This is a genomic window from Streptomyces sp. NPDC001920 (genome assembly GCF_053594495.1).
This window is the reverse complement of the sequence record NZ_JBSFEP010000018.1, coordinates 50,560-71,757: the sequence shown is the minus strand read 5'-3', so window position 1 is coordinate 71,757 and position 21,198 is coordinate 50,560. Positions and strand designations below refer to the sequence as shown.

Below are 21,198 nucleotides of genomic sequence, written 5' to 3'. Positions count from 1 at the left end.
GGTGGGGGCCGATTGTCACGGTTCTGTCACTGGGGTTCGGACGGGTTCGCGGGAGGCCGGCCGCGCCGCGGGATCGGTCTGGCCTCGCCCGGCAGCCGCCCCGCCTCGGCGAGTGCGCGGCGCAGCAGGAACTCGATCTGGGCATTGGCCGACCGCAGTTCGTCGCCGGCCCAGCGGGCCAGCGCCTCGTACACCGCCGGGTCCAGCCGCAGCAGCACCTGCTTGCGCTGCTGCGGCCGACGCCGGGGCGCGGAACCCGCGGAGTCCTCGGAGGAGCCGGAGTCAGGCGTCACTGGTAGAGCGTCCCGGTGTTGAGGACCGGCTGCGGGGACCTGTCTCCGCACAGCACCACCATCAGGTTCGACACCATCGCCGCCTTCCGCTCCTCGTCCAGTTCCACGATGTCCTGCTCGGAGATCCGCGCGAGTGCCGCCTCGACCATGCCCACCGCCCCGTCGACGATCTGCCGCCGGGCCGCGACGACCGCGCCGGCCTGCTGCCGCTGGAGCATCGCGGAGGCGATCTCGGGAGCGTACGCGAGATGCGTGAAGCGCGACTCGATGATCTGCACCCCGGCCGCCTCCACGCGCGCGTGCAGTTCGGCGGCGAGCTTCTCGGTGATCTCCTCCGCGTTGCCCCGCAGCGACAGGCCGGCCTCGTCATGGGCGTCGTAGGGGTACTCGATGGCGATGTGCCGGACGGCCGCCTCGGTCTGGGTGGAGACGAACTCCAGGAAGTCGTCCACCTCGAACGTGGCCTGCGCGGTGTCCTCGACCCTCCACACCACGACCGCGGCGAGTTCGATCGGGTTGCCGTAGGCGTCGTTGACCTTCAGGACGGCCGTCTCGTGGTTACGCACCCGCGTCGAGATTATGGTGCGCGACGTGAAGGGGTTCACCCAGCGCAGGCCGTCCTCCCGGATCGTCCCCCGGTACCGTCCGAAGAGCTGAACGACCCGCGCCTCGCCCGGCGCGACCATGTTCAGGCCGGACATCGCCAGCAGTGCGGCGACGGCGACCACGATGCCGAGAATGATCAGCGCCGCCTTGCCGCCGGCCCCGGAGACCACCGTGGCCGTGGCGATCAGCCCTGCCCCGGCCAGCAGTCCGAGCAGGCTCAGGAGCAGGGCGAGGCCGCCGCCGATGCTGTGGGCCGTGAACTCCCGTACGCGTGGCGCGGGCATGTCGGGCATGTCGGGTGCGTCGGCGGCGATGGGCGACGTGCCGGTCTTGTCGTGCGGCATGGGTGATTTCCCCCGTTTCTCCAGGAAGCCGGTGCGTGCTCCACTAGCTTCGGTCTAGCTAAGTGATATCACTTTACCCTGCGGAAGCAACCCTATGCACTTCTCAGTCGTCGGTTCCGTTGGAACGGGTGCTGATTGTCACGTCCGTAAAAGCCCGGATCACCGGTCCTTTGTCACAACTTCGGGTGTTAGCTTTCTGAGCTGACCTGAGCGACGAACCTGTGTGGCGGGATCGCACACAAGAGCGAAGCGGAGCGGAACGGACCCATGGGACGAGCGGAAGACAGACGAGCCCGCCAGCGCGGTGGGCGCCGGGCCGTGCCCCGGCGTTCGTCCGGGGCGCCGTCGGCCGCCGTGGAGGACTCGGCGGTCACCGTGGTGGGCTCGCCGGCCGCCGAGGGAGGCCGTGCCGCGGCTCGCCGGGCGGCGAAGAACGGCGGCAAGGGCGGCGACGGCAAGGGCCGAATACGCCGCTTGTTCACCTGGAAGAAGATCCTCGGCACGTTCCTCGGTCTGGTCCTGCTCGGCATGGCCGCCTTCATCGTGCTCTACCTGCTGATCCCCATCCCGAAGGGGAACGCCGAGGCCAAGCTCCAGAGCAACATCTACAAGTACAGCGACGGCTCGGTCCTGGCCCGCAGGGGCGACCTCAACCGCGAGATCGTGGATCTGGCCGAGGTGCCCAAGCCCGTGCAGAAGACCTTCGTCGCCGCCGAGAACAAGACCTTCTTCAAGGACTCCGGTGTCGACTTCAGGGGCACCGCACGCGGTCTGCTCAACACCCTCACCGGCAAGGGCGCGCAGGGCGGTTCGACGATCACCCAGCAGTACGTCAAGAACTACTACCTGTCGCAGGAACAGACCGTCACCCGCAAGATGAAGGAACTGGTCATCTCCCTGAAGCTGGACCGGGAGAAGTCCAAGGACTACATCCTGGCCGGCTACATCAACACCAGTTACTACGGCCGCGGCGCCTACGGCATCCAGGCCGCCGCGCAGGCCTACTACCGCGTCGACGCCAGGGAACTCAGCGTCGAGCAGGGCGCCTACCTCGCGGCGCTGCTCCAGGCGCCGAACCAGTACGACTGGGCCATCGCCACGGACAAGGGCAAGCGGATGGCCAAGGCCCGCTGGAACTACGTGCTGGACAACATGGTCGAGCAGGGCTGGCTGGACAAGACCAAGCGCGCGGCCATGGAGTTCGAGGAGCCCAAGCCGGCCAAGGAGGACCCCGGCATGGGCGGCCAGACCGGCTACCTGGTGAGGGCCGCCGACAGCGCGCTGCAGAAGCAACTGGTCTCCCAGGGCGCCGCCGAGGACCTCAAGCAGGCCGAGGCGATGGTCGACCAGGGCGGCTGGACCATCACCCTCAACATCGACAAGAAGAAGCAGGCGGCGCTGGAGAAGGCCGCCCGCACCCAGCTCACCAGCAAGCTGGACCCGAACAAGCGCAAGGTCGACGCGAACGTCCAGGCCGGTGCCGTGTCCGTGAACCCGAAGAACGGCGCGGTCGTCGCGATGTACGGCGGCGAGGACTACCTGAAGCACTACCTCAACAACGCGACCCGGCGGGACTACCAGCCCGCCTCGACGTTCAAGCCGGTGATCCTCGCCGCGGCGCTGGAGGAGGACGCCGAGACCCAGGACGGCCAGCCGATCACCGCCGAGACGATCTACGACGGCACGAGCAAGCGCCCCGTCGTCTCCAACGGCCAGCGGGTCGGGTTCGCCCCCGAGAACGAGGACGACGAGAACTACGGCGACATCACCGTCCAGACGGCCATGAACAGATCCGTCAACTCCGTCTTCGCGCAGATGGGCGTCGACGTCGGCATGCCCGAGGTGATGAAGGTCGCCGGTGAACTCGGCATGGACGTCGAGGACCAGCAGGCGGTGCCCGCGCAGACCCTGGGCTCCATGGGCGCGAGCCCCATGGAGATGGCCGGCGTCTACGCGACCCTGAACAACCACGGCAGGAAGGTCACCCCGACCCTCATCAAGTCGGTCGAGCACGACTTCCAGAAGGTCACCTTCCCGCAGGCGGTCGGCGACGCGGTCATCAGCCGTGAGTCCGCCGACACGGTCACCTCGGTGCTGACGGGCGTGGTCGACGACGGTACGGCGCGCAGGTCCGTACGGAACAACCCCCTGCGGGACGGCCAGGAGGTGGCCGGCAAGACGGGTACGTCCGACGACAACAAGTCGGCCTGGTTCACCGGTTACACACCCGACCTGGTCACGTCGGTGGGACTGTTCGGCGAGGACGCCAAGACACAGGCGCAGACCAAGATGTACGGCGCCGGCGGTGAGGACCGCGTCAACGGCGGTGGCTTCCCGGCGGAGATCTGGGCGGCGTACATGTTCGGCGTGACGAAGGCGGACGCCGAGTTCGACCTGGAGACCGACCAGGGCGCGGCCGTCCAGCCGACCTGGACGCCGACCCCGAGCCAGGAGCCGACGACCGAGGAGCCGACCGAGGAGCCGACGACCGAGGAGCCCACGGAGGAGCCGACGACCCAGGAGCCGACCGAGGAGCCGACGACTCAGGAGCCGACGGAGGAGCCGACGACCGAGGAGCCGACGGAGGAGCCGACGGACGGCGCGGGGACGGACGAACCCACCCTGGACCCGGTCAGACCTGGAGACGGACAGAACGGACAGTAGAAAGGCGCCCCGACCGGGGCGCCGGGCTGTACGGCCGTGCGGCTCCGCCGCGTGGGGCATGCCCCACGCGGCGGAGCCGCAGTCGCGAGGTCCGCGGTTGCGCCCGCAGGTCCTAGCCGCGATTCAACTCGAACCAGACCACTTTCCCGGTACTCAACCGCGTGGCCCCCCACCGCCGGGCCAGCCGATTGACCAGGTACAGGCCACGACCACCCTCATCCGTGGCCCGCGCCTGCCGCAGCCGCGGCAGCTGGGGCACGTCGTCCCCCACCTCGCAGCGCAGCACGTCGGTCCGCAGCAGCCGCAACGTGACCGGTCGGGAGGCGTACCGCACCGCGTTGGTCACGACCTCACTGACCAACAGCTCTACGGAGTCCGTCAGCTCCTCCAGGCCCCACCGGGCCAACGCCCGTCGCGCGAGCCGCCGGGCACGGCTCGGCGCCGCGTCCTCCGGCTCCAGGAACCAGTACGCCACGTCGCTCGGCGCGATGCCGTCGAAGCGGGCGGCGAGCAGCGCGATGTCGTCGTCCCGGTCGCCCGGACCGAGCATGTCCAGCACCTCGTCGCACAGGGCTTCCAGCGGCGGCGGATGGTCGGGACCGGTCAGCTGGGCGGTCGCGGCCAGCTTCTCGCGCAGCTGCTCTATGCCGGTCCAGACGTCACGCAGCCGCGACTCGACCAGGCCGTCCGTGTAGAGCAGCAGCGTCGCCCCGGCGGGCGCGTCCAGCTCCACGGCTTCGAAGTCGACGCCCCCGACGCCGATCGGCGCGCCCGCCGGAACCCGCAGGACCTCCGCGCGGCCGCCCAGGTGGAGCAGGACGGGCGGCGGATGCCCGGCGTTGGCGATGGTGATGCGGTGCGAGACCGGGTCGTAGACGGCGTACAGGCACGTCGCCATCCGGTCGGTGCCCAGGCGCTGGGCCTGCTCGTCCAGATGGTGCAGGACCTCCTGCGGCGGCAGGTCGAGCCCGGCGAGGGTCTGTGCCGTGGTGCGCAGCTGGCCCATGATCGCGGCCGACGTCATGGAGTGGCCCATCACGTCACCGACGACCAGCGCCACCCGGCTGCCCGGCAGCGGGATCGCGTCGTACCAGTCACCGCCCACCCGGGCCGTCTCGGCGGCCGGCAGATAGCGGGACGCCAGCCGCACACCCGTGGGGCGCGGCAGCGTCTCGGGCAGCATCGTGCGCTGCAGCTCGTCGGCGATGTACGCCTCACGGCCGTACAGCACCGCCTTGTCGATGCCGAGGGCGCTGTGTGTGGCGAGCTGGGCGGCGACCAGCAGGTCGTCCGGCTCGAAGGCCAGGCGCTCGGGGCGGCGCAGGAACACGGCGGCACCGATGACCCGACGGCGGCCGCGCAGCGGCGCGAGGATGGCGCGCTGACCGTCCGGGATGATCGACTCTCCGCCCTCGCCGAGCAGCTCGGGCAGGGCGGCGCGGGCCGCGGGCGCGTCGGCGAAGACCGGACGCACCCCGCGCAGCACCTCGGCGAGCGCGCCGCCGGGCCGCACCTCGCACAGTTCGGCGGTGACGGCCGACAGGTCGGCCAACTCGGCAGGCTCCGGCTGCGCCTGCGCGGGCAGGAAGCCACCGCCCTCGGTGTCCCGCTCCTCGGGGATGCGGTCGGTGCGGCGCAGCCGCAGCACGACGGGGCCGGTGGGCCGCTCGTCACCGACCGGCAGCGGGTCGCGCAGATAGACGAGGATCGCGTCGGAGAAGGTCGGCACGGTCGCCCGGCACAACCCCATCACGATCTCGTCCAGGTCGATGCCGCGGGCGATCCGGCGGGTGGCCGCGCCGACGAAGCGCAGCCGGTCGCCGTCCCGCCGCATCGGAGTGGGCCGCCCGGGCGGCACCCCCTGCCCGGTACGCCGCTCGTCGGACGACTGCGACTGCTCGGTGCCCGGCTGGGGCGGGATGGCCTCCGGAACGGGCCGTGGCCGGTGGGCGTCGGTCTCGGCGGCGACGGAGGGCTGCGAGTGCTCGGGGCCGTTGCCGGCGATGACAGGGGGCTCCTTGCTCGGGCCGGGCGGTGCGGTGGTGCCCGGCGTGGAAGGGGTCTCACCGGTGCGCGCCTGTGCGGGTAAGGCGGCGGCGCCCGCGGTGCCGCCACCGGAGGCGTGCGCGGGAGCGGCGGGCGCCGCCGGTGGTGTCGAGGTACGCACGAGCGCCCCGCGGGGCTCCGCGGGGTCGACGCCCGTCTCGGGGCGTTCGAGGGAGATCGGCTGCTCCGTCACGCCTTTCGAATCCATCCGTCCGGGGCTGCGCGCCACGCGTGCAGTTCTTCCCGCCGAAACTCCGATACCCGGAATACGTGCCCCAGGAACGGAATCCCCGCGTGGCCAGAGGCAGTCCCTGTGCCACCGGTGGACCGTCTGCGGTCCGTACCGGCATTGCCCTGGTAACCCTCGCTCACGTCCTGCCGCCCCTCGGTGACGATCGGTCAAGCCCTGCGCGTGCTCCGGCAGTTGTCCCGGTGCGCCCTTGCGGAGGACGATCCTACGTTTGCTGCCCGGGGGCGCATCAAGAGTCTCATGAGGACATGTGCGCGGGTGTGCGATCCCAGTCCTCAGGCAAAGAAGGTACAGCCCAGGAGGGATCCGGGCGCCAGTGCGGCCAGCCGTCCGAGAACGGCGGCCCCCAGGCGCGGATCACCTCCACCGCGCCACGCCCGGCCTCACGCACCTGATCGGCGAGCCGCTCGTCCATCAGTCCGTCCCGCTGGGCCTGCGCGAACTCGTCCTCGTCCCGCCAGTGCCAACTGCGGTCCGGGTGCACGGAGATGTCCAGGAAGTGGTCCTCGGAGTCCACGCCGCCCGCCCAACGGGCCAATGGCCGCTCCAGGTTCACGTACCAGTTCTTGAACTGCCACCCGGGCTCCCAGAACAGCCACACCGACCACGGCTCACCAGGTCGCGCCAGCTTCAGCACCCCGGTCCCGAACCACCGGTCCCGCTGGACGGTACGCGGCCTGGTGTACCGCGTCTCAAGCGGCTCCACGTGCACGGGCGTTCCGTCGGCCAGCACCGGCTTGACGCACTCCGTGCCCGGGGCCAGCCACACGGCGAGGATCTCCTCGTCGTCCCGGACGACGGTGACGGGACGCGCGATGTGGAAGCCCTCGCCGCCGTTCTCCCGGTACCGCCACAGGATCTGCGTCCCGGGCGCCCAGAATTCCGTCGACCCGCCCGCCGCCACTTCCGTCGTCACCGCTCCACCCTCTGCCATGTACAGATATTAGGTGCCACAGGCATACGACGCTGCGGCACCGGTCACGGTTCACGCCGTGGTGCGCAGGCTTTACGGCCGTGTCATCCGAAGGACGTCGAGGGCCTCGTCCAGTTGCCCGACCGTGAGGTCCCCGCGCTCCACATACCCGCCCTCCAGCACCACTTGGCGGATGGTCTTCCGCTCGGCGAGCGCCTTCTTCGCGACCTTCGCGGCCTCCTCGTACCCGATGTACTTGTTGAGCGGCGTGACCACGGAGGGTGAGGACTCCGCGTACTCCCGGGCGCGTTCGCGGTGCGCGACGATGCCGTCCACGGTCCGGTCGGCCAGCAGCCGGGAGGCGTTCGCGAGCAGCCGGATCGACTCCAGGACGTTCTTCGCGATGACCGGAAGCATCACGTTCAGCTCGAAGTTGCCCGCGGCGCCGGCCGTCGCGACCGTGGCGTCGTTGCCGACGACCTGCGCGGCGACCATCAGGACCGCCTCCGGAACGACCGGGTTGACCTTGCCGGGCATGATCGAGGACCCGGGCTGGAGGTCGGGCAGGGAGATCTCGGCGAGCCCGGTGCGCGGCCCGGACGACATCCACCGAAGATCATTGGCGATCTTGGTCAGTCCCACCGCGATCGTCCGCAGCTGCCCGCTGGTCTCGACGATGCCGTCGCGGGCGCCCTGCGCCTCGAAGTGGTCCCGCGCCTCGGTCAGCGGCAGCCCCGTGGCCCGGGCCACCTCCTCGATGACCGCGGCGGAGAAGCCGGGGGGCGTGTTGATGCCGGTGCCCACGGCCGTGCCGCCGAGGGGGAGTTCGGCGAGCCGGGGGAGGGAGGCGTGCAGCCGCTCGACGCCGTACCGGACCTGGGCGGCGTATCCCCCGAACTCCTGCCCCAGCGTCACCGGCGTCGCGTCCATGAGGTGGGTCCGCCCCGACTTCACCACGTCGGCGAACTCCTCGGCCTTGCGCTCCAGGGACGCGGCGAGGTGCTCCAGGGCCGGCACCAGGTCGCGGGTGACGGCGGCGGTGGCGGCGATGTGGATGGAGGACGGGAAGACGTCGTTGGACGACTGGGAGGCGTTGACGTGGTCGTTGGGGTGGACGTCCCGGCCGAGCCGCTCGGTCGCGAGGGTGGCGATGACCTCGTTGGTGTTCATGTTGGACGAGGTGCCGGACCCGGTCTGGAACACGTCGACGGGGAAGTGCTCGTCCCACCGCCCCTCCGCGACCTCGCCCGCCGCCTCCTGGATCGCCTCGGCGACGTCCTTGTCCAGCACCCCCAGCCGGGCGTTCACCTTGGCGGCGGCCCCCTTGATCCGCGCGAGGGCCTCGATGTGGGCCCGCTCGATGCGCTGACCGGAGACGGGGAAGTTCTCGACGGCCCGCTGAGTCTGCGCCCGCCACTTGGCGTGCGCCGGGACGCGGACCTCGCCCATGGAGTCGTGCTCGATTCGGTAGTCGCTCATACCCGGTACAGCGATCGGGAGGGCGGGGATTGTTCCGGGATCGGGCCACACGGGGTGGGTGTTCTGTGCACACTGAGAGTGACGGTGTGTGAGTTGCTTGTCACGAGGGGTGACGCATGGGAACGGCGTACGGCGACTGGCTTCGGCAGCAGCGGGAAGGCGCGGGCAAGACGCAGCAGCAACTGGCCGACGAGGCGATCATGTCGCGCACGCACATCGCGCACATCGAGGCGGGGAGGAGGGTGCCGTCACGGGAGGACGCGCGGCGGCTGGACCAGGTGCTGAACACGGGGGGTGTGCTGAGCAGTTTCCGGCCGGGGAGCGACCGTCGGCCGGTGGCGCCGCACTTCGAGGCTGCCCTGGAGCTGGAGCAACAGGCTTCAGTGATCCAGGAGTTCGGGTTTGCGTTCGTGCCGGGCATCCTGCAGACCGAGGGGTACGCGGACGCCTTGCTGCGGGACGCGTCCTACCCGCCTCTGGTGAAGGAGGAGCGCGTCAAGGCGGTGGCGACGCGCCTGGACCGGGCGCGGGTGTTCGACGACCCCAAGTGCCCGATGGTCGGGACCCTGCTGGACGAGACCGTGCTGCGACGACCGGTCGGTGGTCCGGCGGTGATGGCAGATCAGATCAGGCACCTGCTGCGGCTGGCGGAGAGCGAGCGCATCCGGGTGCACGTCGTGCCACTGGCGCAGGGAGGGCATCCGCTGCTCGGCAGCATGGTCACGCTCATGTGGTTCGAGGACCAACCGCCGGTGGCCTACGAGGAAGGAGCGTTCTCGGGCACATTGCACGACGAACCCGGCCTGGTCGAGCGGATCCAGGCCGCTTACGCTCTCGTGCTGGGAGAAGCCTTGTCGCAGAGGAAATCCCTGGACCTGTTGCGGTCGATCGCGGAGGAATACGGTCATCATGACTGAGCAGCGCTGGCGCAAGTCGACCTACAGCGGTGGCGACGAGGGCAGCTGTCTCGAAGTACTGGACGGCTGGCGCAAGTCGACCTACAGCAACGGCAACGAGGGCAGCTGCCTCGAAGTGCTCGACAACCAGCCGTACGGCCTCCCCGTGCGGGACTCCAAGATCCCGCAGGGCCCCGCCCTGGTCTTCGGCCCTACGGCCTGGTCGTCGTTCGTGAACTGGGTGCACACCGATCCCAGCCCGTCCGGCGTTTGAGGACGAGGCCCCTTCAGGGCCGAAGCGGGGGTCCGGGGGCGGCAGCCCCCGGGGACGGGACGGGTAGGGGCGGCGGGGGCGAGATCCACCCCCCCACCGCACCCGAGGCGCTACGCCAGCCCCGGCCCCCGCACCGGAATCGACGTGAACGTGGGCGCCGGCGCCGGGTCCTGGAAGAAGTCGTTGCCCTTGTCGTCGACCACGATGAACGCCGGGAAGTCCTCGACCTCGATCTTCCAGACGGCCTCCATGCCGAGCTCCTCGTACTCGACGACCTCGACCTTCTTGATGCAGTCCTGGGCGAGACGCGCGGCCGGGCCGCCGATGGAACCCAGGTAGAACCCGCCGTGGGTGCCGCACGCGTCCGTGACCTGCTTGCTGCGGTTGCCCTTGGCCAGCATCACCTTGGACCCGCCCGCCGCCTGGAACTGCTCGACGTAACTGTCCATGCGGCCGGCCGTCGTCGGGCCGAAGGAGCCGGACGCGTAACCCTCCGGCGTCTTCGCCGGACCCGCGTAGTACACCGGGTGGTCCTTGAGGTACTGCGGCATCTCCTCGCCCGCGTCCAGCCGCTCCTTGATCTTGGCGTGCGCGATGTCACGCGCCACGACCAGCGGGCCGGTCAGCGACAGGCGGGTCTTCACCGGGTACTTGGTCAGCTCGGCGAGGATCGACTCCATCGGCTGGTTCAGGTCGATCTTGACGACGTCCCCGTCGGACTCCAGGTGCTCGTCCGTCGTCTCCGGCAGGAACCGCGCCGGGTCCGTCTCCAGCTGCTCCAGGAAGACGCCCTCGGCGGTGATCTTCGCGACGGCCTGCCGGTCGGCCGAGCAGGAGACCGCGATGGCGACCGGGCAGGAGGCGCCGTGCCGCGGCAGGCGCACCACCCGCACGTCGTGGCAGAAGTACTTGCCGCCGAACTGCGCGCCGATGCCGATCTTCTGCGTCAGCTCGAAGACCTTCTCCTCCAGCTCCTTGTCCCGGAAGCCGTGCCCGAGCGGCGAGCCCTCGGCCGGGATCTCGTCCAGGTAGTGCGCGGAGGCGTACTTGGCGGTCTTCAGCGCGTACTCGGCGGACGTGCCGCCGACCACGATCGCCAGGTGGTAGGGCGGGCAGGCGGCCGTACCCAGCGAACGGATCTTCTCCTCCAGGAACTTCATCATGGAGGCCTCGTTCAGAACGGCCTTCGTCTCCTGGTACAGGAAGGACTTGTTGGCCGAGCCGCCGCCCTTCGCCATGAAGAGGAACTTGTAGGCGCCGCCGTCGGTGGCGTACAGCTCGATCTGCGCCGGGAGGTTGGAGCCGGTGTTCTTCTCCTCCCACATGGTGAGCGGAGCCATCTGCGAGTACCGGAGGTTGAGCCTGGTGTACGCGTCGTAGATGCCGCGGGAGAGGGCTTCTTCGTCGCCGCCCCGGGTCAGCACGTTCTGCCCGCGCTTGCCCATCACGATCGCCGTACCGGTGTCCTGGCACATCGGCAGGACGCCCGCCGCCGCGATGTTCGCGTTCTTCAGCAGGTCCAGGGCGACGAACTTGTCGTTGCTCGACGCCTCGGGGTCGTCGATGATGCGGCGCAGCTGGGCCAGGTGCGCGGGGCGCAGGTAGTGCTGGATGTCGTGGATGGCCTCCTCGGCCAGCTTGCGCAGCGCCTCGGGCTCCACCTTGAGGAACGTCCGCCCGTCGGCCTCGAAGGTGGAGACACCCTCGGAGGTCACCAGCCGGTAGGGGGTGGTGTCCTCTCCCATGGGGAGCAGATCGGTGTACGCGAACTCAGGCATCTCGCCCATTCCTCACTCGACAGACAGCGGCTGGCCTCCGTTGGCAGCGCCCACCAGCGTAGAACCTGCCGCCGACGCCGGGCTTGTGAGGTAAGGCTCAGTTGGATTTCGGTAAGCGAACGGGAAGACACGAAAGAGGGGCTATCGCGATCTATCGTGTTTCGCTAGGCTGCTGCCGTGGACCTTCAGAAGCAGACCGTGCCCGCTGCCGCCACCGAACTGCGCGCGTCCGACGCCGACCGCGACCGGATCGCCGACATCCTGCGTGACGCCCTCGCCGAGGGCCGCCTCACCGCCGACGAGCACGCCGAGCGGGTCGAGGGTGTGCTCGCGGCCAAGACGGTCGGCGAACTGGAGGTCTTCATACGGGACCTGCCCGCCGCCCACGCCCGCCGCGCACCCCACGTCCCGGTGCCCGCGCGCCCCGCCCTCGAAGGGGCGCCGCTCGACCCCGACGACAACGTCGTGGCGGTGTTCAGCAGCGCGGTCCGCAAGGGCCGCTGGCGGGCGGGCCGCCGTATCCACGCGTACGCGGTCTTCGGCAGCGTCGAGATAGACCTCAGCGAGGCGCTCTTCGAGTACCAGCAGGTCGTCATCCGCGCGATCGCGCTCTTCGGCAGCGTCGAGGTTCGCGTCCCGGAGAACGTCTCGCTGCGCGGCGCCGGCGGCGGTGTGCTCGGCAGCTTCGAGGTGGACCACCTCGACGCGGCGGAGCCCCAGGCGCCGGTCGTCCATGTCGACGGCTGGGCCGTGCTCGGCAGCATCGAGGCCCGGCCGAAGCGGGGCAGGCTGGTGGCGGACATCCTCGATCGCGTCCAGCGCCACCTCGACAAGGGCGCGAAGGGTTTGCGCAAGCACTCGGACCGTTGACTGTCGTGAAGCGGAGCGGTCCCCGCCGCACCTTTCGGCCGTTTCGGAGGCTCCACGGCGACGCGCAGAACCCCCTCGGATCCAGCGGTTCGGAACTCCCTGCATAGGCGCGCGCACAGCGGGTAGACCTTGCTGCATCGTCTCTCGCTCGCGAAGCCGTCGTCAGGAGTAGACCGTGCTGCAACCGCCGCATTCGTCCCTGCAGGTCGCTGCCGTTCCGGCCCAGCGGGTGCCAGTGCGAGACAGGGACCAAGACGCCCCCTGGCATACGGAAGCCGTGTGCCGCCGCGACGAGGCCGGCCTGTTCTTCGCGCCGTCGAAAGAGCCCACCGCGGCCCGACTCTCCCGCGAGGAGGCGGCCAAGCGAGTCTGTGCCCGCTGTCCGGTCATGGTCGAGTGCCGCGAACACGCCCTCCTCCAGCCCGAGCCCTACGGCGTCTGGGGCGGCCTCACCGCGGCGGAGCGCCGAGTGGTCCTGGCCCGGCGGCGTCGCCGCGAGATGGAACTCAAGAAGGCGGCAAGGACGGCGGACCGCATAGCGCAGGCGGGCTGAGACGGGAAGGGGCGCCCCCTCCGCACCGGGGGCGCCCCACGCCTTTCACACCGCTGTGCTCACTTCGCCCTGTCGAAGTCGATCGCGCTGTAGGCCCGCAACTTGCTCAACCGGTGCTCGGAGTCGATCCGCCGCACCGTCCCCGACTTGGACCGCATGACGATCGAGTCGGTCGTCGCCGTCTCCGACCGGTAGCGCACACCGCGCAGCAGCTCACCGTCGGTGATACCGGTCGCGACGAAGAACACGTTGTCCCCGGCGACCAGGTCATCGGTCATCAGCACACGGTCCAGGTCGTGGCCCGCGTCGATCGCCCGCTGCCGCTCCTCGTCGTCCTTGGGCCACAGCTTGCCCTGGATCGTGCCGCCCAGGCACTTCACCGCGCAGGCGGAGATGATCCCCTCGGGCGTACCGCCGATGCCGAGCAGCATGTCGACACCGGTGCCCTCGCGCAGCGCGTAGATCGACCCCGCGACATCACCGTCGGAGATCAGCTTGATGCGCGCGCCGGCGTCCCGGATCTCCTTGATGATGCCCTCGTGCCGGGGCCGGTCGAGGATGACGACGGTGACGTCCTCGGGCGTGGACCGCTTGGCCTTGGCGACCCGGCGGATGTTCACGGACACGGGCGCGTTGATGTCGACGAAGTCGGCGGCTTCGGGTCCGGTGACCAGCTTGTCCATGTAGAAGACGGCGGACGGGTCGAACATGGACCCCCGGTCGGCCGCGGCCAGCACCGAGATCGCGTTGGGCATGCCCTTGGCGGTGAGCGTGGTCCCGTCGATCGGGTCGACGGCGATGTCGCACTCGGGCCCGGTGCCGTCGCCGACCCGCTCCCCGTTGAAGAGCATCGGCGCCTCGTCCTTCTCGCCCTCACCGATGACGACGACGCCGTTCATCGACACGGTGTGGACGAGGGTCCGCATGGCACGCACCGCTGCGCCGTCGGCGCCGTTCTTGTCGCCGCGCCCGACCCAGCGGCCCGCGGCCATCGCCGCGGCCTCGGTCACCCGGACAAGTTCCAGGGCGAGGTTGCGGTCGGGGGCTTCGCTGGGTACTTCGAGCTCGGTCGGCAGATGATGATGATTCTCGGTCATCGGAGCGCACCTTTCTGATACGACGACGGCCGGATGAGGGTGACGGCCCTGACTCTATCCTCGGGCAGACAGAATGAGCAGGGGGCCCCACGGATGAGCAGACCAGGGCACCTGCGACGATAGGGGGCGTGGCAGGTTCGAACGGCAAGCAGAAGTCGGTCCGGAACATGGTCCTCTCCCTCGGAGTGACCGTGCTCGCGGCCGGGGTCATCTATCTCTTCATCCCCCATGAAGACGGCACTCCCGACCTCCCGCGGGTCGACTACCGCGTGGAGCTTCTGACGGCTCGCCGCGCGGCGTCCTACCCGGTGGTCGCGCCCGAGAACCTGCCCGAGTCCTGGAAGGCGACCTCGGTCCGCTTCAAGGGTGACGACTTCGACGCCTGGCACCTCGGCTTCCACACGGCCGACGGACAGTACGTGCAGGTCCAGCAGTCGGCCGAGAAGCCGTCGACGTTCATCGACGAGGCCACCCGGGGCGGTCGCGAGACGAAGGTCACCGAGAAGATCGGCGACCGGACGTGGACTCGCTACACGGGCGGCCGGTACGACGCGCTGGTGCACCAGGAGAAGGGCTCGACGACCGTGGTGGCGGGCACGGGCTCCTTCGGGCAGCTGACGCAGATGGCGAAGTCCCTGAAGGCGGGGTGACACCCTCGCGGTGACCCCACCGGACGCATGACGAAGGCCCCCGGACTGCCGCCGGGGGCCTTCGTGATGCGCGGTCGGAGCGGCTCAGACCGTGGTGACGACCTGGTCGAACTCCAGGCGCGGGGAGCGCGGGTACCAGGCGTCGGGGCCCGGCTTGCCGATGTTGACGACCATCAGCGGCGTGTGGTCGTCGTCCAGGAACTCCTTGCGGACGCCCTCGAAGTCGAAGCCGGTCATCGGGCCGGCGGCCAGGCCGGCGGCACGGACGCCGACGATGAAGTACGCGGCCTGGAGGGCGGCGTTCAGCCCGGCAGCGCTCTCGCGGGCCGCGCGCTCGCTGAAAAAGAGGTCCTTGGCCTGCGGGAACGCCGGGAACAGGGTCGGCAGCTCCTCGTGGAACTCGTTGTCCGCGGACAGGATCGCGACCAGCGGGGCGGTGGCGGTCTTGGCCTGGTTGCCCTCGGCCATGTGCTGGACCAGGCGCTCACGGGCCTCCGCGGAGCGGACCAGGGTGATGCGCAGCGGGGTCTGGTTGAAGGCGGTGGGGCCGTACTTGACCAGGTCGTAGATCGCCTGGACCTGCTCCTCGGTCACCGGCTCGTCGGTGAAGGTGTTCGCGGTGCGGGCCTCGCGGAACAGCAGGTCCTGGGCGGCGGGGTCAAGGACGAGAGACATGGGTGAACCTTCTCGGGTAGTGCGTCGTGGGCCCGTAAGCGGACCGGGGACCGGTTACGGGAACGACGTTACGCGAGACAAGTTCAAGCTTCAACAAAGGGCGGGGTGTCGTGATCCGCTTCACACCACACGATCGCCGGCACCCTCGACGTCAGGAGTCGGCCTCGGCCTCTTCACGCTCGGCCTCGGCCTCCTGCGCGAGCGCCGCGTCGAGGCGGGCCCGGGCTCCCTCCAGCCAGCGCCGGCACACCTTGGCCAGCTCCTCGCCCCGCTCCCACAGCGCGAGGGACTCCTCCAGCGTCGTACCGCCCGCCTCCAGCCGCCGTACGACCTCGATCAGCTCGTCCCGGGCCTGCTCGTACCCGAGGGCCTCTTCCACCTTGCCGGTCATGCGCCCACCCTATGCATCGCTTCCTGCACCGCTTCGTCCATCACTTCCCGCACCGCTTCGCGCATCGACGCGTACGGAGAACTCACCCTCGGCGACCCGCGCCCGCAGCGCCTCGTCCGCCGACACCTCGCCCGGGTCCCGGACCACATGCCCGTCGGCCTTCTGCAGCACCGCGTACCCGCGCTTCAGGGTCGCCGCGGGGGACAGCGCCACCACGCGTGCGTGTGTGTGCGTCAGCTCCGACTCGGCCCGGTCGAGGTGGTGGCCCAGGCAGCGGCGGCTGCGGTCGAGGAGCGAGGCCACATGATCGGCCCGCTCGTCGATCATCCGGTGCGGATCCTCTATCGAGGGCCGCGCGAGGGCATGCGCCAGCCCCCGCTCCTCCCGCTCGACGAACGCCTCCACGCATCGCCGGGCCCGGTCCCGCAGCATCCGCACCCGCTCGTACTCCTCGCCGACGTCCGGTACGACCTTCTTGGCGGCGTCGGTCGGTGTGGAGGCGCGCAGGTCGGCGACATGGTCGAGGAGCGGGTTGTCGGGTTCGTGGCCGATCGCGGAGACGACCGGCGTACGACAGGAGGCGACGGCCCGGACCAGCTGCTCGTCGGAGAAGGGCAGCAGATCCTCGACGCTGCCGCCGCCGCGGGCCACGATGATCACGTCCACGTCGTCGATCTCGTCGAGTTCCTTCACCGCCTGCACGACCTGCGGTACCGCGTGCACACCCTGCACGGGGACGTTGCGCACCTCGAAGCGGACGGCCGGCCAGCGGTGCCGGGCGTTCTCCAGGACGTCCCGCTCGGCGGCGGAGGCCCGCCCGCACACGAGCCCGATCAGCTGCGGAAGAAAGGGCAGCCGCTTCTTGCGCTCCGGCGCGAAGAGCCCCTCGGCGGCCAGCGTCTTCTTCAGCATCTCCAGCCGGGCGAGCAGCTCACCCACACCGACCGGCCTTATCTCGGCGGCGCGCAAGGAGAGCTGCCCCCGCGGGGCGTACCACTCGGGCTTGGCGAGGACGACGACCCGGGCACCCTCGCTCACCACGTCGGCGACCGCGTCGAACGCCTGGCGGTAGGCCGTCACGCTCACCGAGATGTCGTACGACGGGTCGCGCAGGGTCAGGAACACGACACCGGCACCGGGGCGCCGCGACAGCTGGGTGATCTGCCCCTCGACCCACACGGCCCCGAGCCGGTCGATCCACCCCCCGATGAGCCGCGACACCTCACCGACGGGCAGGGGGGACTCGGGGGTCGTGTTCACAGCCATGCGGCGAGCGTAACGGCCACGACCGACAACGCCGCCCAGCCGGGCGGCTTCCGGCCGGTGGGGCGCCCACCCGGCGCCCCGCGCGCCGTTTCCCGTCCCTCACAGCCCACCGTCACTCTTCCCACCAACCCGTCACCAGGGCGATCTTCAGGGGGCCGAACGCACCCTTACGATGGGACGCATGACTGCTTCGCCTGGCCGCCGTGTCCTGCTCGCCGCCCCCCGTGGCTACTGCGCGGGTGTGGACCGCGCCGTGATCGCCGTCGAGAAAGCCCTGGAGCAGTACGGCGCTCCGGTGTACGTCCGGCACGAGATCGTCCACAACAAGTACGTCGTGCAGACCCTGGAGAAGAAGGGCGCCATCTTCGTCGAGCGGACGGAGGAGGTGCCGCCGGGCAACATCGTCATGTTCTCCGCGCACGGCGTGGCCCCCGTCGTCCACGAGGAGGCCGAGCGCGGCAAGCTCGCCACCATCGACGCGACCTGCCCCCTCGTCACCAAGGTCCACAAGGAAGCCGTCCGCTTCGCCAGTGAGGACTACGACATCCTCCTGATCGGCCACGAGGGCCACGAAGAGGTCATCGGCACCTCCGGCGAGGCCCCCGACCACATCCAGCTCGTCGACGGCCCGGGCGACGTCGCCAAGGTCGAGGTCCGCGACGAGTCGAAGGTCGTCTGGCTCTCCCAGACCACGCTCAGCGTGGACGAGACGATGGAGACCGTGGACGCGCTCAAGAAGAAGTTCCCGCAGCTCATCTCCCCGCCCAGCGACGACATCTGCTACGCCACGCAGAACCGCCAGCTCGCGGTGAAGCAGATGGGCGCCGAGGCCGAACTGGTCATCGTGGTCGGCTCCCGCAACTCCTCCAACTCCAAGCGGCTCGTCGAGGTCGCCAAGCTGGCCGGCTCCCGCGAGGCCTACCTCGTGGACTTCGCCAGCGAGATCGACGAGGCGTGGCTGGAGGGCGTGACCACGGTCGGCGTCACCTCCGGCGCCTCCGTCCCGGAGGTCCTCGTCGAGGAAGTCCTGGAGTGGCTCGCCCAGCACGGCTACGGCGACGTCGAGCTCGTCAAGGCGGCCGAGGAGTCCATCACCTTCTCCCTGCCCAAGGAACTGCGCCGCGACCTGCGCGAGGAGGCGGCGGCGCTGATCGCCGAGCGCACCGGCTCCGGCGAGTGAAGCGGTACGGCAGGTCCCTCGCCGTCGTGACGGTCAGTCCCGCGTCGTAACGTAGGGCCATGCAGATCTTCGGCGTGGACATCGGCGGATCCGGGATCAAGGGTGCCCCGGTGGACCTGGACAGAGGCGACCTCGCCCAGGAGCGCTTCAAGGTGCTCACTCCGCAGCCGGCCACGCCCGACGGTGTGGCCGACGGTGTGCGGCAGGTCGTCGAGCACTACGGCTGGACAGGCCCGGTCGGGCTCACCTTCCCCGGCGTGGTCACCGACGGATCCACGATCCGTACGGCGGCCAACGTCGACAAGAGCTGGATCGACACCGACGCGCGCGCGCTGTTCAGCGACCGCCTCGGCGGCCTCCCGGTGACCGTGGTCAACGACGCGGACGCGGCCGGGGTCGCCGAGATGCACTTCGGCGCGGGCCGTGATCGCCGGGGCACCGTGATCCTCCTCACCTTCGGCACCGGCATCGGCAGCGCACTGTTCGTCGACGGCGCCCTCGTCCCCAACACCGAGCTGGGCCACCTCGAACTGCACGGCCACGACGCGGAGAAGCGTGCCTCCAGCAAGGCCAAGGACGACGAGGAGCTCACCTGGGAGCACTGGGCGCGCCGCGTCCAGAAGTACCTCGCCCACGTCGAGATGCTGTTCTCCCCGGAGCTGTTCATCATCGGCGGCGGGGTGAGCCGCAAGTCCCACAAGTTCCTGCACCACATCGAGGGCATCAAGGCGGAGATCGTCCCGGCCCAGCTGCAGAACAACGCGGGGATCGTGGGTGCGGCGATGCGGGCGGGGGAGAGGGCGGGGGAGAGGGCGGCCTAGGGCCGGCCACCGGTCACCCGCATGCGGCGGCGGTTCACGCCGACCGGCGTCGGGCCGCTGCCCGGCGGGCGAGCAGGCGGGCCTTGCGCACGGTCACGATGAGACCGGCGATCAGGGTCCCCCCGTACAGCCACCCGGCCTGCGTGGCGAGGGCGGTCACCAGTCCCATCAGGTGATCGCCGACGCCCCCGCCCTCGTCGGCCACCGGAATCAGCCCCGCGGCGAAGGCGAGTGGCACGACGACCGGCGCGGTCATCAGATCGCCCCTGCGCACCCAGACCGCGGTCAGCACGCACACCGGCAGGAACAGCACGCCGTACAGCGTGAGCGACGAGCCGAACAGCAGCACGTCGAGGTAGCCGAGCAGCAGCATCACCGCACCGCTGAACAGTCCGCCGCCCAGACCGGTCAGCCGCGGGTCGGGAAACCGGCGTACGCCCTGCGGCGCGGGGGGCGGCCCGGGATGCCGAACCGCCGCTGCCGCCGCGGCTCCGCTCGGGCGGCGCTGGGGGACGGGCCGGCCGGACGGGGAGGGACGGGACGGCCGTGAGGCCCGGGACGGCCAGGCGGACCGAGGCCGCTGAGGCCGCTGAGGCCGCTGAGCCCGCCCGACCGACGGACCCGAGCCGCTCCGCTCCCGCGACAACCCTCCGTCACCCCTTCCCGACCCGGTCCCGCCCCGCGCAGCCTGCGGTGGCAGCGGCGGTTGTGTACCGCGTCGCGACTCGTACCCTGCAGATCGCGCCCTGTGATGCTCCACTGGACCAACTTAGGTCTGCTTATGTGCCCGATCGCGCCTCAGACACGCCCGGGGGCGGACCTTGGCCACGTGTTCGACAGGGCGCCGGGGCCGGGTTCGGCACGCCGTAGACTGGTGGATCGGCCCGTGCATCTGCATCGATGATCGAAGAAGGACCGGGCCCCAGCCCAGCCCCTGAAGTCCTCTCACGTACGGGAAGTCGCAACGTGTCGCTCACGATCGGAATCGTCGGTCTGCCCAATGTCGGCAAGTCGACCCTGTTCAACGCCCTGACCAAGAACGACGTGCTGGCGGCCAACTACCCGTTCGCCACGATCGAGCCGAACGTGGGCGTCGTGGGTGTCCCCGACGCGCGCCTGACCAAGTTGGCCGAGATCTTCTCCTCGCAGCGCGTCCTCCCCGCGACCGTCGACTTCGTCGACATCGCCGGCATCGTGCGCGGCGCCTCCGAGGGCGAGGGCCTGGGCAACAAGTTCCTCGCGAACATCCGCGAGTCCGACGCGATCTGCCAGGTCATCCGCGCCTTCAAGGACGAGAACGTCGTCCACGTCGACGGCAAGGTCTCGCCCAAGGACGACATCGAGACGATCAACACCGAGCTGATCCTCGCCGACCTCCAGACGATCGAGAAGGTCCTGCCCCGGCTTCAGAAGGAGTCGCGGATCAAGAAGGACATCGCGCCGAAGGTCAAGGCCGTCGAGGAGGCCAAGGAGATCCTGGAGAAGGGCGACACGCTCTTCGCGCACGGCATCGTCCAGGGCACCGAGCGCAACGAGCTCCTGCACGACCTGCACCTGCTGACCACCAAGCCGTTCCTCTACGTCTTCAACGTCGACGAGGACGAACTGGTCGACGAGGACTTCAAGAACGAGCAGCGCGCCCTGGTCGCCCCCGCCGAGGCGATCTTCCTCAACGCCAAGCTGGAGGCGGACCTCGCCGAGCTCGACGAGGAGGACGCCATGGAGCTCCTGGAGTCGGTCGGCGCCGAGGAGCCCGGCCTCGCCACCCTCGCCCGCGTCGGCTTCGACACCCTCGGCCTGCAGACCTACCTGACGGCCGGCCCCAAGGAGTCCCGCGCCTGGACCATCAAGAAGGGCGCCACCGCCCCCGAGGCCGCCGGCGTCATCCACACCGACTTCCAGAAGGGCTTCATCAAGGCCGAGGTGATCTCCTTCGCCGACCTGGTGGAGACGGGCTCGGTGGCGGAGGCCCGGGCGAAGGGGAAGGCGCGTATGGAGGGGAAGGACTACGTCATGCAGGACGGGGACGTGGTCGAGTTCCGCTTCAACGTCTGAGCGGATGAAATAACAGCACGTCGTTGACGCGGCAAACACGCAGGTCAGAAGGGGCTGGGCTCATGGGAGCACGGCCCCTTCATCGATCCGTGCTGGA

General features: G+C 70.1%; 20 protein-coding genes. 9 read left to right on the top strand and 11 right to left on the bottom strand.

The features are described 5' to 3' along the window. Positions 1 to 26: 26 nt before the first annotated feature. Complete coding sequence (locus ACWCPI_RS28355; protein WP_451040813.1) at positions 27 to 293, bottom strand: hypothetical protein; 267 nt, start codon at positions 291 to 293, stop codon at positions 27 to 29. Then, positions 290 to 1,243 (bottom strand): SPFH domain-containing protein, encoded by a 954-nt coding sequence (locus ACWCPI_RS28350; protein ID WP_451040812.1) that lies wholly within the window; start codon positions 1,241 to 1,243, stop codon positions 290 to 292. The genes ACWCPI_RS28355 and ACWCPI_RS28350 overlap by 4 nt, the downstream gene beginning before the upstream one ends. A gap of 267 nt (positions 1,244 to 1,510) precedes the next feature. Between ACWCPI_RS28350 and ACWCPI_RS28345 the strand changes: the two genes are divergently transcribed. Then, positions 1,511 to 3,907 carry a transglycosylase domain-containing protein gene (locus ACWCPI_RS28345; RefSeq protein ID WP_451040811.1) on the top strand — a complete coding sequence of 799 codons (2,397 nt, stop codon included), beginning with the start codon at positions 1,511 to 1,513 and terminating at the stop codon, positions 3,905 to 3,907. 112 nt (positions 3,908 to 4,019) lie between these two features. Here the strand turns inward: ACWCPI_RS28345 and ACWCPI_RS28340 are convergent, their stop codons facing one another. The 3 genes from ACWCPI_RS28340 to ACWCPI_RS28330 form a co-directional block, all read right to left on the bottom strand. Next, positions 4,020 to 6,161: a SpoIIE family protein phosphatase gene (locus ACWCPI_RS28340; protein ID WP_451040810.1), complete on the bottom strand. Its 2,142-nt coding sequence runs from the start codon at positions 6,159 to 6,161 to the stop codon at positions 4,020 to 4,022. Between the two features lie 280 nt (positions 6,162 to 6,441). Beyond that, positions 6,442 to 7,137, bottom strand: coding sequence for a cytidylyl-2-hydroxypropylphosphonate hydrolase (gene fomD / locus ACWCPI_RS28335; protein WP_451040809.1), 696 nt, complete (start codon positions 7,135 to 7,137; stop codon positions 6,442 to 6,444). 72 nt (positions 7,138 to 7,209) lie between these two features. Then, a complete protein-coding gene (locus ACWCPI_RS28330; RefSeq protein ID WP_451040808.1) occupies positions 7,210 to 8,595 on the bottom strand; it encodes a class II fumarate hydratase in 1,386 nt (461 codons plus the stop codon). A gap of 116 nt (positions 8,596 to 8,711) precedes the next feature. Between ACWCPI_RS28330 and ACWCPI_RS28325 the strand changes: the two genes are divergently transcribed. Both ACWCPI_RS28325 and ACWCPI_RS28320 read left to right on the top strand, forming a co-directional pair. Then, positions 8,712 to 9,512 carry a helix-turn-helix domain-containing protein gene (locus ACWCPI_RS28325; RefSeq protein ID WP_451040807.1) on the top strand — a complete coding sequence of 267 codons (801 nt, stop codon included), beginning with the start codon at positions 8,712 to 8,714 and terminating at the stop codon, positions 9,510 to 9,512. Beyond that, the gene (locus tag ACWCPI_RS28320; protein ID WP_451040806.1) at positions 9,505 to 9,765 is read left to right on the top strand and encodes a DUF397 domain-containing protein; all 261 of its coding nucleotides are present in this window, start codon (positions 9,505 to 9,507) and stop codon (positions 9,763 to 9,765) included. Before ACWCPI_RS28325 ends, ACWCPI_RS28320 begins: the two co-directional genes overlap by 8 nt. A 110-nt stretch (positions 9,766 to 9,875) precedes the next feature. Here the strand turns inward: ACWCPI_RS28320 and ACWCPI_RS28315 are convergent, their stop codons facing one another. Beyond that, positions 9,876 to 11,552 (bottom strand): fumarate hydratase, encoded by a 1,677-nt coding sequence (locus tag ACWCPI_RS28315; protein ID WP_451040805.1) that lies wholly within the window; start codon positions 11,550 to 11,552, stop codon positions 9,876 to 9,878. 168 nt (positions 11,553 to 11,720) lie between these two features. On the opposite strand from ACWCPI_RS28315, the gene ACWCPI_RS28310 reads away from it, so the two are divergent. Both ACWCPI_RS28310 and ACWCPI_RS28305 read left to right on the top strand, forming a co-directional pair. Beyond that, positions 11,721 to 12,413, top strand: a complete 693-nt coding sequence (locus ACWCPI_RS28310) for a DUF1707 SHOCT-like domain-containing protein (RefSeq protein WP_451040804.1) — start codon at positions 11,721 to 11,723, stop codon at positions 12,411 to 12,413. 175 nt (positions 12,414 to 12,588) lie between these two features. Next, entirely contained in the window at positions 12,589 to 12,966 is a 378-nt protein-coding gene (locus ACWCPI_RS28305; RefSeq protein ID WP_388802369.1) for a WhiB family transcriptional regulator, read from the top strand. A 59-nt stretch (positions 12,967 to 13,025) separates the two neighbouring features. Here ACWCPI_RS28305 and glpX read toward each other — a convergent pair whose 3' ends face one another. Further along, positions 13,026 to 14,063, bottom strand: a complete 1,038-nt coding sequence (gene glpX, locus ACWCPI_RS28300) for a class II fructose-bisphosphatase (RefSeq protein ID WP_451040803.1) — start codon at positions 14,061 to 14,063, stop codon at positions 13,026 to 13,028. Between the two features lie 128 nt (positions 14,064 to 14,191). Here glpX and ACWCPI_RS28295 point away from each other — a divergent pair, with 128 nt between their 5' ends. Next, a complete protein-coding gene (locus tag ACWCPI_RS28295; protein WP_451040802.1) occupies positions 14,192 to 14,713 on the top strand; it encodes a DUF4245 domain-containing protein in 522 nt (173 codons plus the stop codon). Positions 14,714 to 14,797: 84 nt separating this feature from the next. Here ACWCPI_RS28295 and ACWCPI_RS28290 read toward each other — a convergent pair whose 3' ends face one another. From ACWCPI_RS28290 to xseA, 3 genes are all read right to left on the bottom strand, one after another. Then, positions 14,798 to 15,388, bottom strand: coding sequence for a malonic semialdehyde reductase (locus tag ACWCPI_RS28290; protein ID WP_451040801.1), 591 nt, complete (start codon positions 15,386 to 15,388; stop codon positions 14,798 to 14,800). 151 nt (positions 15,389 to 15,539) lie between these two features. Beyond that, positions 15,540 to 15,779: an exodeoxyribonuclease VII small subunit gene (locus ACWCPI_RS28285; protein ID WP_451040800.1), complete on the bottom strand. Its 240-nt coding sequence runs from the start codon at positions 15,777 to 15,779 to the stop codon at positions 15,540 to 15,542. A 9-nt stretch (positions 15,780 to 15,788) separates the two neighbouring features. After that, positions 15,789 to 17,045 carry an exodeoxyribonuclease VII large subunit gene (xseA, locus tag ACWCPI_RS28280; RefSeq protein ID WP_451040799.1) on the bottom strand — a complete coding sequence of 419 codons (1,257 nt, stop codon included), beginning with the start codon at positions 17,043 to 17,045 and terminating at the stop codon, positions 15,789 to 15,791. A 172-nt stretch (positions 17,046 to 17,217) separates the two neighbouring features. Between xseA and ACWCPI_RS28275 the strand changes: the two genes are divergently transcribed. Together ACWCPI_RS28275 and ppgK are read left to right on the top strand one after the other, a co-directional pair. Beyond that, positions 17,218 to 18,225: a 4-hydroxy-3-methylbut-2-enyl diphosphate reductase gene (locus ACWCPI_RS28275; RefSeq protein ID WP_451040798.1), complete on the top strand. Its 1,008-nt coding sequence runs from the start codon at positions 17,218 to 17,220 to the stop codon at positions 18,223 to 18,225. Positions 18,226 to 18,284: 59 nt separating this feature from the next. Continuing rightward, positions 18,285 to 19,046: a polyphosphate--glucose phosphotransferase gene (gene ppgK / locus ACWCPI_RS28270; RefSeq protein ID WP_451040797.1), complete on the top strand. Its 762-nt coding sequence runs from the start codon at positions 18,285 to 18,287 to the stop codon at positions 19,044 to 19,046. Between the two features lie 34 nt (positions 19,047 to 19,080). On the opposite strand, the gene ACWCPI_RS28265 is transcribed toward ppgK, so the two are convergent. After that, entirely contained in the window at positions 19,081 to 19,419 is a 339-nt protein-coding gene (locus ACWCPI_RS28265; protein WP_451040796.1) for a DUF6542 domain-containing protein, read from the bottom strand. A 593-nt stretch (positions 19,420 to 20,012) separates the two neighbouring features. Between ACWCPI_RS28265 and ychF the strand changes: the two genes are divergently transcribed. Then, positions 20,013 to 21,101 (top strand): redox-regulated ATPase YchF, encoded by a 1,089-nt coding sequence (gene ychF, locus ACWCPI_RS28260; protein ID WP_451040795.1) that lies wholly within the window; start codon positions 20,013 to 20,015, stop codon positions 21,099 to 21,101. Positions 21,102 to 21,198 lie beyond the last annotated feature (97 nt).